This window comes from Nitrospirota bacterium, assembly GCA_040757595.1.
Taxonomy (GTDB): domain Bacteria; phylum Nitrospirota; class Nitrospiria; order Nitrospirales; family Nitrospiraceae; genus JBFLWP01.
The window spans coordinates 1-12,329 of record JBFLWP010000009.1; the positions used below are offsets into that span (position 1 = coordinate 1).

Below are 12,329 nucleotides of genomic sequence, written 5' to 3' on the forward strand. Positions count from 1 at the left end.
TTCAGCGCCTCGCCGACCTTGAGGATCGCTTCGAGTCGGCGTTGCTCACCAAGAGCCTCAAGGAGGAGCGTTTCCTCACCCTCGATGAGGTCACCAAGCGTCTGGGCTTGTGAGCTACGGACTGGAGTTCTCTGAAGCGGTCTATGCCAAGCTGGAAGACCTGGGTGCCAGCGATGCCAAACGGCTCCGACAGGTCTTCCTGAAGATCCTGAGTCTCCGCCGTTCACCACGTCCTCCCGACTCCGAACAACTGAGCCACTTCACCTACCGGGGCCTGGCCGGCTTCCGTGCCACCCAAGGCGAATACCGGATCATCTACGCGATCGACGAGAAGTCCAAGATCGTCAAAATTGCCCGGATTCTCCACCGCGACCGCGACTACCGCGAGCTCGACCAACTGTAAAAGACCTGCCCCTCCCTCTCATCCCCGTTGGCTTGATGAGCCCAGGACTTCACGCACTTTGGCGCGCAAGGTATCCGGCGAACATGGCTTGGGAAGAAAGGCGCTGTCCTCCTTCGAGTTGGGGCCTGTTGCCGGGAGGCCGGCCTCATCGCCTGAGATAAAGTGTATTCGGACCTTTGGGCGGCTGGCGCGCACGCGGGCGGCGAGTTGGCGGCCGTTCATGTCGGGCATGCGGATGCCTGTGAGGAGCAAGTAAAGAACCCTGCCCTTCCGGGCAGGGCTTTTTAAACCAGGAGGACTCTCTCTCCTCCGCTACGCTACGGGCTGCCATTCATCCCCGCTCTTCCGAGCGGGGCATTCTTGGCAGGTTTCGTAAAGGCTCGACGCCAGCGGAGCGGCGACGCTGGCGGGATGGCATCTACGCCCACATCCGGGACGTGATGTCGCAGCAAGGCAGCCTCAGTATCGAGCGCCGGTGTCAGCCGGGCGGGCTTCTACCGGTCCTGGCAGCAGGCCGCACCCGTCGAGGAAGAGATGGCCGTACGGGCCGAGATCCAGCAGATCGCGCTGGCGCATCGGCGACGGTATGGGTATCGGCGGATTACGGCTGAGCGGCGGCGGCGGGGCCTGCTGGTCAATCACAAGCGGGTGGCCCGGCTCATGCGAGAAGACAATCTGTTAGCCATCCAGCCCAAGGCCTTTGTGGTCACGACGGACGCCCGCCACGACTTCGAGGTCTATCTCAATCTGGCCAGCCGGCTGACGCTGACCGGGATCGCCTTCCCCCGCATGGCCCGCCTGCCGAGCAGCATCAACCAGCCGGCTGCCGGAAAACCGGCCCCACTCGAAGCCCAGGCTGATTCCGTGACCATCATGCAAAAGGTTTGACCAGAGTCTGGATGAGGGAGGCCAGCCGCCGTCGCTCGCCGTCCTGGATCGTGATGAATTGCACGGCAAACTCCCGCCGCATGGCCCGCCGGACCGCCGCCAACTCGATCGCGATCGGCGTCGCCTCACCCGGCGCGTGGATGTAGAGGGCCACGTGCGTTCCGACCTCGACGGAGACGGGGCTCTCCACCGCACAGCCGCCCATTGAGAGGTTGTAGGTCGTCCCCTGCTGGAGCCCCTCGAATTCGTGGGCCGCAAACGACACGGGCAGATCCGCGGCAAATCGGGGGGACTGGCGCAACTCCATCGGCGGCACAGGCTAGGGCTTTGCCGCCCTCCTGTCAAGCACTTCCCGTGCTCCCTCGATCTATGAGCCGCGTCACGGGAGAGCGGAATGGTCGGCTACCGCAGTCGCCGATACACATCTCCGTAGCCTTTTCCTCATCTCGTCAGCGCTCACCGCCGCTTCACTGCGTCGTTCCACCACGACCGCCAGATCGTGGAGATCTTCCAGAAGCCGCTCGTACCGCCATCCCCCTCTAGCCCGCATTATTCACGAACGCTTCTGCTGCAATCGCACATTCGCGGCTGCGACAAGCCTGCATGCGGCAATGCGGCATGCAGGCGGGCGGGCTCGCCGCTCGGTCGGTCAACATACTGCAAGAGTATGCTTCCCTCCCTCGCGCCTCCACGCGCCCGTTTCGCCAGGCGACTGTGCGATTTCGCGACGAACCGCCGTGAATAATGCGGGCTAGCCTCCCGCTATGAGCCATAGGCTATAAGCTCCTATCTCCCGGCGATACGCCATCAGCCATCAACTCTTGTCCACCCCCCGCGCCCGGCATTGGCATCCCTACGAGAATCCGCTAAACTGCTGGGGCTATTAGGAAAGGCTCCTGGCGTCTTTTCGAGCGCGGCGTCTTTTTTCTCGCATGACCAAACTCACCCTCGGGCAACTGTCCGCCCTCCTGTTCCGCGCGTGCGACGACCTGCGCGGGAACATGGACGCCTCCGAATACAAGGAATACATCTTCGGCATGCTCTTCCTGAAACGGATGAGCGACCTCTTCGACCAAGAGCGCGAGCAACTGGCCAAAGAGCTGAAGGCGCGCGGCATGTCGGATGCGGCTATCGCCAAGCAACTGGTCAATCACGACAAGTACACCTTCTGGGTCCCGGACGAAGCCCACTGGTCCAAGATTCGCCACCTCAAGACCAACGTCGGCACGGCGCTGAACAAGGCCCTCGAAGCGCTGGAAGACGCCAACGTGGACGCGCTCCAGGACGTCCTCAAACACATCAACTTCAACCGCAAGATCGGCCAGCGCACGCTCGACGACGACACGCTCGCCAACTTCGTCCAGAATTTCGAGAAGATTCCGCTGCGCGACGAGAACTTCGAGTTCCCCGATCTGCTCGGCGCCGCCTACGAATCGCTCATCAAATGGTTCGCGGACTCCGCCGGGAAAAAGGCGGGCGAGTTCTACACGCCGGCGGAAGTCGTGCGCACGCTCGTCGAGATCGTCGAGCCCCAAGAGGGCATGAGCGTTTACGACCCGACGTGCGGCTCCGGCGGCATGCTCATCCAGACGCGCGATTACATCCGCGAGTGCGGCGGCGACCCGCGCGACCTCTCGCTCTTCGGCCAGGAGAGCATCGGCACGACCTGGTCCATCTGCAAGATGAACATGCTCCTCCACGGCATCCCGCACGCCGACATCCGCCAGGAGGACACCATCCGCCGCCCGCAGCACAAGGACGAGCGCGGCGAGCTCCAACGCTACGACCGCGTCCTCGCCAATCCGCCCTTCAGCCAGAACTACATCAAGAAGGACGTCGAGTATCCCGGCCGGTTCGCCGTGTGGATGCCGGAAAAGGGCAAGAAGGCCGACCTCATGTTCGTCCAGCACATGCTCGCCGTCCTCAAGGCCGACGGGAAGATGGCCACCATCATGCCCCACGGAGTGCTCTTCCGAGGGGGCGAGGAAAAGGCGGCGCGCCGGCACTTCATCGAGCGCGGGTGGCTGGAGGCGATCATCGGCCTGCCCGCCGGGCTGTTCTACGGCACGGGCATTCCCGCCTGCGTGCTGGTGATGAACAAGAAGGGCGCCGCCGCCCGCCAGCATGTCTTCTTCATCAATGCTGACCGGGAATACCGCGAGGGCAAGGCGCAGAACTTCCTCCGCCCGGAGGACATCTCGAAGATCGTCCACGTCTATCGGACCATGCAAGACGTGCCCGGCTACGCCCGCCGCGTCCCGGTGAGCGAGATCGCCGCCGAGGACTATAACTGCAACATCCGCCGCTACGTGGACAACGCCCCGCCGCCCGAGCCGCATGACGTGCGCGCCCATCTGCACGGGGGCGTGCCCGCGAGCGAGATCGCCGCGCTCGACCACTTCTGGAAGAACTACGCGGGATTGCGCGAGCGCATCTTCGCCCCGCGCCTCAGCAGCCCCCTCTCCCAGCGAGAGAGGGCTGAGGTGAGGGCAGAGCCCCCGTCCTCCGGCATGCGCGTCAAAACGCCGTTGCCATCTGAGCTTCTCCAGTTGGCCCGCACCCTCCGTCAAAAAAGCACGGACGCCGAAACCCTCATGTGGCAACTCTTACGCGGGCGCCAGATTGCCGGGGCCAAATTCCGTCGCCAACATCCGCTCGAACCGTATGCGCTCGATTTCTATTGCCATGAGTTGAAGCTCGCCATCGAGTTGGACGGTGGACAACACGACGAATCGGCGGGGCGCGCACACGATGCGCGGAGAGATCGCTTCTTAGTGAAAAAAGGCATTCGGACGCTCCGGTTTTGGAACCACCAGGTGCTTGCTGAGACCGAAGCCGTATTGGAGGCGGTGTATCAAGCGGTGGTGGAGTCGGCAGTCCCAGGTCCCTCACCCAACCCTCTCCCGGGGGGAGAGGGCTTTTCGACTCCCGGGAGAAACCCGAGGGATGAGGGGGCCTACGCCGACTTCGCGCCCGCTGTCACCGACCGTCGGACCTTGGCCGATCTGGTCAAGAGCGATCCTGGCGTCGCCAAGGCCCACACGCGCTTTCTCGCCACGCTGGAGGCCTGGTGGAAGGACAACCTCCCGCTCATCGAAGCCCTCGCCCCGACGAACGGCCAGCGCGGGAACGTCTATGACCTGCGCCGGACGCTGCTCGCCAGCGCGGCCAAGGCCTTTGCCAGGCAGGACTTGCTGACCGAGCACCAGATTCGCGGGGCGCTGGCCAGCTACTTCGAATTCTTCAAGCCGGAGTTCAAATCCATCGCCTTCAGCGGGTGGGGACCGGAGCTGATCCCGGACGACGAGATTCTCCAAAGCCAGTTCCCCGAGATTCTCGCCGAGATGGAGCAGAAGCGCCTGCGCCTGGCGGAGCTCTCCGCCCTCTTCGCCGCCGCCGATGAGGAGGACTACGAGGACGCCGACGACACGGGCGTCCTGCCGGACGAGGAAGTCAAAGCCCTCAAGGCCGAGCTCAGGGAAGCCAGGGCCCAGGCCAAGCTGGCGAAACGGGAAAAGCGGGACGACACGGAGTTCCTCGCCCGAGCGCAGGAGATCGAGAACCGCCTTGCCCGGCACAAGGCGCTGGAAGACGAGGCCAAGCGAATCAAAGCGGAGCTGCGCGCCGCGGAGAAAAGGGAGGAAGAGCTGGTCGCCGCCGCACGAGGGAAGATAAACCGCGACGAGGCCCGCCGCGTGATTCTCGACCGCCTCCACCGGCTGCTCGTACAAACTTACGAAGGCTACCTCCGCGCGGACCAGCGCGCCTGCCTCGCCGCGCTGGAAAACTTGCACGCGAAATACGCCGTCACCGCCAAGGCCATCGAGGCCAGTCGTGATGCCGAGGCCGCGAAGCTCAAGAAGTTTCTGGCGGAGTTGGGGTATGAGTGAGGGCTGGCCTGAAAAGCCTCTGAGTGAACTGGCCACAATTACAATGGGCCAGTCTCCGGAGTCATCGTGCATCAACGCATCTGAGCGCGGCCTTCCATTTCTTCAAGGCTGTGCGGAGTTCGGAGCAAGAGTCCCTTCCGCCACGTCTCATTGTTCACCGCCGCTTCGCGTTGCGAAATCAGGTTCGGTCTTGATTAGCGTCAGGGCCCCAGTTGGGACGACCAACCTTGCAGACCAAGATTATTGCATCGGTCGTGGTCTTGGAGCCGTTTCAGCCAGGCAGGACTTGGCAGACAATGTCTTCCTTCTCCATGCCATCGAGCAAAATGTCGGGTTCCTGCACCGACGCAGTCAAGGATCTACGTTTCTTGCAGTCGGGGCAAAGGAGTTGTCGGCACTTCCAGTGCCGGCGATATCGTTGAGAATCCAACGCCGGATTGCTGAAATTCTTTCGACGGTGGACGAGACGATCGAGCAGACGGAGGCGCTGATTGCGAAGTATCAGCAGATCAAGGCGGGGCTGATGCACGACCTTTTCACCCGTGGCCTCACCCCCGACGGCCGCCTCCGCCCCACCCGCGCCCAAGCCCCCCACCTCTACAAAGATTCCCCCCTCGGCTGGATTCCGAAAGAGTGGGAATGCCTCTCCATAGGAGAATTATTCACACGGCGGGTTGAACGAGGAAAGGCAGGGTTGCCAGTAATGGCCATAACGATGTATGGCGGCCTTGTCGAACGAGATTCAGTCGATCGGCGAATAGAAAGCAAGCTTTCCCCCGAAGGTCATCTGCTCGTTCGGCGTGGTGATATTGCCTATAACATGATGCGCATGTGGCAGGGTGTATTGGGACGGGCGCAATACGATTGTCTTGTAAGTCCAGCTTACATCGTTTTGACACCCTCCCCCAGTGTTGATTCAGCATTTGCTGAATACTTGTTATCCAACAATGCCGCCGTCGCGATGTTCAAAAGACGTTCATACGGAGTAGTGGATGATCGCTTACGCCTTTACTTTCGAGATCTCATCCGCATTCAGCTTGCAGTCCCACGGAAAATCAATGAACAAATTGCAATTTCAGAACGTTTAATGAGGATGGATGAAACAATTAAGCGAATGGTTGCCAGTGTGGAGAAGCTTCGGCAACTCAAGCACGGCCTCATGCACGACCTCCTGACCGGCCGCGTGCGCGTGCGGGTGGCTGACTCGGCGGGCGGGTAAGACGGCGGGCTACTGTATGGACAGTTTCAGCGCGGCGGCGACGATCGGCTTGGCCCAGTCCGGCGTATGGGCAAGGTCCGGCGGGCCGAGGATCGTGGTCCCTTCCACGTCTAGGATCAGCCTGGGCTTCGGCACCTTGCCGGCGGCGGGATCGGCTTCGGCGCTGTTGTCGAACACCCGCAGGGCGGCGAGGCGGGGCAGGAGCGCGATGAGGTTCAGCCGGCTGCGCTCGTAGCGCCGGCGGATGTCTTCCTCGGGAACGTCGTGGCCGCCTTGGCGGACTCGGGACCGCACGCGGGCGACGTGCAGGTCCGGACCGGACAGGCCCACGTACCAGACATGGATCGCCATGCCCTGCGAGGCGGCCTGCGCGAGGAGGCGCGGGATCGTCCTCCCGCCGAGGGTCGTCTCGAAGGCGAAATCCAGGCGCTCCTGGATCGCCCGTTTCAGCAGGCGCACGCCCTGGCGCCACGCTTCGCCGTTGGCGTCCGCCTGGGAGAGGGCGGGATTCGCCGCTCTCAATGCGCGGGCGACCTCGTCCGGGTTGTAGTAGTCGCTTCCCCGTTCCCGAAACGTGGCGCCGGCCAGGCTGCTCTTGCCCGCGCCGTTCACGCCGGCGATCACGTAGATGCGCGGCGGCTGCGGGGCGGTCATTTCGCGGCGCGCGGGAGGGGAGTCCGGCGGGGACCCTTGTGCGCTGTCCGGCGATCCTTCCGCGCGGCCTTGACGGCGGCGCGGCCGAGCTGAGCGGGAGAGGCGTGGAACGCGGCCGCCATGCCCTTTCTGGCTTTCGGCGTCTGCATGCGGGCCAGCAGCGCGTCGAACGCCGAGCCGAGATCCTGGAGCGTACGGGAACGTTCTTTGACCAGCGATTCGAACTCGTCGAATGAGAGCAGCACGGCCTTGGGCGCGTCGTGGCGCGTGATGGCGACCGCCCCGCCATGCGCGGCTTGCTCGAGGATCGTCCCGAACTCGTTCTTGACTTTGGTGGCCGCCACGGTCGGAATATCCACGAGTTCGCCCAGGCTATTTCTGAACGTCAGCTTGGACATGGCGCTCCTCACAAGGCGTTCACGTTGCAACCAATTTAGCTGAATTGTACAAATTGGCTATTCCTCGGTCAAGTTCCGGCGTCGCCGAGGCCGCCCATGTCCGAATACCTCCATGTCGAAAGGCCGTTCCTGGACCAGCTCGCTGCGCTGGGCTGGACGGTCGTTGACCAAGGGCCGGGGGTGATCCCCTCCGATCCGGCGGCCAGCCTGCGCGGGACCTTCCGCGAGTGGCTGCTGCCCGACGTGTTCCGCCACGCCGTCCGGGCCATCAACCGCACCGAGGACGGCGGAGAGTGGCTGACCGCCGGCCAGCTCGACGACCTGCGCGACCAGCTTTTGCGCCAGCCCAATCGCACGCTGCTGGAAGCCAACGAGGCGGTGCAGAAGCTTCTCTTCAAGGCCCAGGTGGACGTGAACGAACTCACCGGGGAGCCCGATCCGGTCGTGCAGTTGATTGATTTCGCCCACCCGGAACGGAACCAGTTTCACGCCATCAACCAGTTCCGCATTGATACGCCAGGCTGCGTGAAGCGCTGCATCATCCCGGACATCGTGCTCTTCGTGAACGGCATCCCGCTGGTGGTGGTGGAGGCGAAGATCGGCGACCCGAATACGGCCAATCCGCTGCACGCGGCCTTCGTGCAACTGCTGCGCTACCGGAACGCCCGTCCCGAAACGGCTGCCGCCGGATTGCGCGAGGGCGAGCCGCGCTTGTTCCATTCCAACCTGTTGCTGGTCCGCACCTGCGGGGAGCAGGCGGAGTTCGGCACGATCACCTCCGACTCGGAGCACTTCTATGCCTGGAAGGACATTTGGCCGGAGCGCCGCCGCGTCTACCGCCCGCCGCTCGGCATCGAGCGGGAGCAGGAGCGGCTGATCCAGGGGCTGCTCGCCCCCGACACACTGCTGGCCGTGCTCCGCACCTGCACCGTCTTCATGGACACGGACGACGGCCAGCGCGTGAAGGTGGTCTGCCGGTATCAGCAATACCGCGCCGCCCGCCGCATCGTGGAACGTCTGCGCACGGGGAAGACGGCGGAGGAACGGTCCGGGGTCGTGTGGCACACGCAGGGCTCGGGCAAGTCCCTCACGATGGTCTTCGTCGCCCGCATGCTCCGCGTCTCGACGGACCTCGCGGACTTCAAGATCGTGATGGTCAACGACCGCGTTGATCTGGAAGAACAGCTTGCCGCCACTGCCCGGCTGATCGGCGGGAAGGTGCACGTCATCGAGAGCACGGCCCAGCTCCGGGAACACCTGAGCAGCGACGCCTCCGACGTGAACATGGTGATGGTCCACAAGTTCATGGAGCGGCCGGAAGCCCTGCCGCTGATGGTGGCCGAGACGCTGGCCGCGTACGGCAAGCCGCCCAGGGCCGAGACCTTCGGAGTCGTCAACCGATCGGAACGGATTTTGCTCATGATCGACGAGGCGCACCGGACGCAAAGTTCCGACTTGGGCGATAACCTGTTCGAGGCGTTTCCCAATGCGACCCGCATCGCCTTCACCGGCACGCCGCTCATCACCGAACAGCACGGCATGAAGCGGACGGTGAAGCGCTTTGGCGAGTATATCGACACCTACAAGCTGATGGATTCCGTCCACGACCACGCGACGCTGCAAATCCTCTACGAGGGCCGGACGGCGGATACAGCGCTCAAGGACAAGCACGGCTTCGAAACGAAGTTCGAGGACCTGTTCAAGGAGCGCACCGAGGAAGAATTGCTGGCCATCAAGAAGAAATACGGCACGAGCGGCGACATTCTCGAAGCCGAGAACCGCATCAGGGCCATCGCGCGCGATTTGGTGGACCATTACATCGACAACATCCTGCCCGACGGCTTCAAGGCACAGGTGGTCTGTCACTCCAAGCTGGCAGCGATCCGATACCAAGCCGCCATCCGGGCGGCGCTGGCCGAGCGGCTGAGCCGCGAGAAGAGCGCGCCCACGCCCGATGCCGATTTGATTCGGCGCATCGCGTTCCTGAAGGCGGCGGTGGTGGTGTCGGCCGAGCCGACCAACGAACTGGCCGCGATTACCGCCGCACGCAGGGAGGCGAAGGCGTGGAATGCGGTCGAGAACTTCTGCAAGCCCTTCGACTTCAACGACCCGGACAAAGCCCTCAGCGGCATCGCCTTCCTCATCGTGTGCGACATGCTGCTGACCGGTTTCGACGCGCCGGTCGAGCAGGTCATGTACCTCGACAAGCGGCTGCGCGAGCACAACCTGCTGCAAGCCATCGCCCGCGTGAACCGGGTCGCCAAGGGCAAGCACCGGGGCTTTATCGTGGACTACATCGGGCTGGCCAATCACCTGACCTACGCGCTGTCCATCTACGCGGAGGAAGATGCCCAAGACATCCAGCAAGGGCTGAAGAATCTGCTCACGGAACTGCCGATCCTCGAAGAGCGGTATCACCGGCTCCTCCAACACTTCCGGTCGGCCGGCGTGACGGAGATCGAGGCCTTCGTCACGGGAGCACCATCCACGCCGAAAGCCGAGGTCGCCGTGGTGCATGCGGCGGTGGGCGCGATGCAGGACATCAAGCGCCGGACCGACTTTGAAGTGTATCTGAGGAAGTTCCTCCAGAGCCTGAACCTGATCCTCCCGCACGAGGCCGGACATGCCTACCGTGGTCCGGCGCGACGTTTCGGCTATCTGCTCCGTATGGTCAAGGAACGCTACAAGGACGACTCCCTCGACATCGCCGATGCCGGCGCGAAGGTGAAGGCGCTCATCAACGAGCATCTGATTGACCTCGGCATCGACCCAAAGATTCCGCCCATCGAATTGCTCTCCCCCGATTTCATGGCGCACGTGCAGAAGCATGCCGCTGGCGACCCCGAGGCCAAGGCCAGCGAGATGGAGCACGCCATCCGCAAGCACTGTACGGTGCACTTCGATGAAGACCCGGCCTTCTACAAGCGCCTGAGCGACAAGCTGGAGAACCTGATCCAGGAGCACAAAAATAACTGGGAAGCCCTGGCGGAAGGCTATGAGCAGCTCCGGACCGAGGCATTGGCGGGCCGCACGGAGGCCGCCGAGGGGCTGACCAAGGAAGCGACGACCTTCTATGACTATGTGGTGCAATTGGCCTTCGACGGCGGGGACGTGCCCGCCGATCGCCGCCAACGGTTAAAGGAGCTGATGAGCCGTATCGTGGAGATTTTGCAGGAGACGATCGGCATCATCGACTTTTGGAAGAAACCCATCGAGGTCAAGAAGCTCCGGGGACACATCGACACCGAGATTCTGTTGTCGAACATTCCGCAGGTCGTCGCGCGGCATGAACGAATCGCGGTCGAAATCGTCAAGCTCGCGGAACGACGGCACAACCAACTCACACAATGAGCGCACCTGACAAGGACATCGCCTACGAGATCGTGCGCAGCCGCCGCACCACGGCTGACATCGTGGTTGAGCGCAATGGCCGCATCCTCGTGCGTGCGCCCGAAACGGTCACGGACGAACGCATCGAGGCCATCGTCGAAGCCAAGCGCTACTGGATCTACAAGACCCTCGCCGAGTGGCGCGACCTCAACGCCACCAGGGTGATCCGGGAGTATCGCAACGGCGAGGGGTTTCTCTACCTCGGCCGCTCGTATCGGCTCTCCCTCGTGGCAAACCAGGAAGAGCCGTTGTTGCTGAAAGGCGGACGGTTCTATCTGCGCCGTGATTTGGTGGACCGTGGCGAGGTTACTGCCGCCAAGGCGGCCTTCCGTGATTATTTCATCACCCGCGGCCTGGCGCGTATCGCCGAACGGGTTCGCTACTATGCGCCGAAGGTCGGCGTCGCCCCGCGCCGCGTCGATGTGAGGGAGCTTGGCCACCGCTGGGCTTCCTGTTCGCCGAGGGGCGATCTCGCTTTTCATTGGAAGTGCATGATGGCGCCGCCAACCATCATCGACTACATCGTCGTTCACGAGCTGTGCCACTTCCACCAGCTTCACCACACCGAGGCCTTTTGGAACGAAGTGGATAAGGTCCTGCCGAATTACCGAGAGCGGAAGGAATGGTTAAGGAAGAACGGGGCGGCCATGGACGTGTGAGTCCTCCCAAGCCCGCGCTCGCCGCCGCCTGGCGGTCTGTTACGGATCGAACAGACTTCCCGCAAGGAGATATGGCCATGAAGACGTTGGGTCGTTTCAGCCTCGCGGTGCTCCTGTACCTCTCGCTCCCGGGCTCCGCTTCCGCCGGGAGCGAGGGGTCGCCTGACGTCTCCCTGGTCGGCACCTGGGGCTGCCAGTCGGTCTACGGCGGTCCCTTCACCGGCCGGGCCTGTCCCACCTGGCCGCAACTGATCCTGCGGCCGGACGGCAGCTATACCTGGGGGAGCGAGAAGGGCACGTGGGAGGTGAAGGAGCAGGTGCTCCATCTGTCCGGCCGGATCGGGACCGGCCGCCTCGATGCGGACGGGAAGTTGATCGTCGAATACGACGTGAACGGCACCAAGTACCGCCAGACGCTCTTTCGCCGCTGACGATCGTGACGCTGCAATCCCGAACCCGTTCGCTCTGTGACGCGATCGAGCCGATGCCCGGCCGCATACGCCCGAGCCGGTTCAGATTCCAGCCTCAAGGGGCTAACCGGATGCCGTCAGCCGCGTGACCACCACGGTCGTCATCGTCTTCGCGGTCGTCTACCTGGGGATGATCCTCGGGGGGCTGCCGTTCTTCCAGCTCGACCGCACCGGCATCGCGCTGCTCGGGGCGATCGTCCTCGTGGCGACGGGCGACGTGAGTCTGGAGGCGGCGGGCCGGAGCGGCGCGACGAGGCCTACGCGCACTTCGATCGCTGGCAGACGACGAAGGGGCTGACCGTGGCGGCCGTCCTCGTCGCGGTCTTTTTGACCGCGCCCTGGCCGCGGGAGCTGGCGG

Annotated in this window: 10 protein-coding genes and 1 pseudogene; 8 read left to right on the top strand and 3 right to left on the bottom strand. The window is 63.5% G+C overall.

Features of this window, described 5'->3' with window-relative positions:
* Positions 1-109 precede the first annotated feature (109 nt).
* Positions 110-403 (top strand): type II toxin-antitoxin system RelE/ParE family toxin, encoded by a 294-nt coding sequence (locus AB1411_09500; protein MEW6543830.1) that lies wholly within the window; start codon positions 110-112, stop codon positions 401-403.
* 534 nt (positions 404-937) lie between these two features.
* On the top strand, positions 938-1,291 hold the full coding sequence (locus tag AB1411_09505; GenBank protein MEW6543831.1) for an IS3 family transposase: 354 nt from the start codon (positions 938-940) through the stop codon (positions 1,289-1,291).
* Here the strand turns inward: AB1411_09505 and AB1411_09510 are convergent.
* Positions 1,275-1,598, bottom strand: a complete 324-nt coding sequence (locus AB1411_09510; protein MEW6543832.1) for a PilZ domain-containing protein — start codon at positions 1,596-1,598, stop codon at positions 1,275-1,277. The two genes, AB1411_09505 and AB1411_09510, sit on opposite strands and share 17 nt — an antisense overlap.
* A gap of 625 nt (positions 1,599-2,223) precedes the next feature.
* On the opposite strand from AB1411_09510, the gene AB1411_09515 reads away from it, so the two are divergent.
* Positions 2,224-5,181, top strand: a complete 2,958-nt coding sequence (locus tag AB1411_09515) for an N-6 DNA methylase (protein ID MEW6543833.1) — start codon at positions 2,224-2,226, stop codon at positions 5,179-5,181.
* A complete protein-coding gene (locus AB1411_09520) occupies positions 5,174-6,400 on the top strand; it encodes a restriction endonuclease subunit S (GenBank protein MEW6543834.1) in 1,227 nt (408 codons plus the stop codon). Before AB1411_09515 ends, AB1411_09520 begins: the two co-directional genes overlap by 8 nt.
* Positions 6,401-6,409: 9 nt before the next feature.
* On the opposite strand, the gene AB1411_09525 is transcribed toward AB1411_09520, so the two are convergent.
* Positions 6,410-7,054 carry a zeta toxin family protein gene (locus tag AB1411_09525; GenBank protein MEW6543835.1) on the bottom strand — a complete coding sequence of 215 codons (645 nt, stop codon included), beginning with the start codon at positions 7,052-7,054 and terminating at the stop codon, positions 6,410-6,412.
* Complete coding sequence (locus AB1411_09530) at positions 7,051-7,452, bottom strand: type II toxin-antitoxin system Phd/YefM family antitoxin (GenBank protein ID MEW6543836.1); 402 nt, start codon at positions 7,450-7,452, stop codon at positions 7,051-7,053. The genes AB1411_09525 and AB1411_09530 overlap by 4 nt, the downstream gene beginning before the upstream one ends.
* A 96-nt stretch (positions 7,453-7,548) precedes the next feature.
* Between AB1411_09530 and AB1411_09535 the strand changes: the two genes are divergently transcribed.
* From AB1411_09535 to AB1411_09550, 4 genes and pseudogenes are all read left to right on the top strand, one after another.
* Complete coding sequence (locus AB1411_09535) at positions 7,549-10,803, top strand: type I restriction endonuclease subunit R (protein MEW6543837.1); 3,255 nt, start codon at positions 7,549-7,551, stop codon at positions 10,801-10,803.
* Positions 10,800-11,501, top strand: coding sequence for a SprT family zinc-dependent metalloprotease (locus AB1411_09540; protein MEW6543838.1), 702 nt, complete (start codon positions 10,800-10,802; stop codon positions 11,499-11,501). The genes AB1411_09535 and AB1411_09540 overlap by 4 nt, the downstream gene beginning before the upstream one ends.
* A gap of 77 nt (positions 11,502-11,578) precedes the next feature.
* Positions 11,579-11,932 carry a hypothetical protein gene (locus AB1411_09545; GenBank protein ID MEW6543839.1) on the top strand — a complete coding sequence of 118 codons (354 nt, stop codon included), beginning with the start codon at positions 11,579-11,581 and terminating at the stop codon, positions 11,930-11,932.
* Between the two features lie 124 nt (positions 11,933-12,056).
* Positions 12,057-12,206: pseudogene (locus tag AB1411_09550) on the top strand (anion transporter).
* The last annotated feature ends 123 nt before the right edge of the window (positions 12,207-12,329 follow it).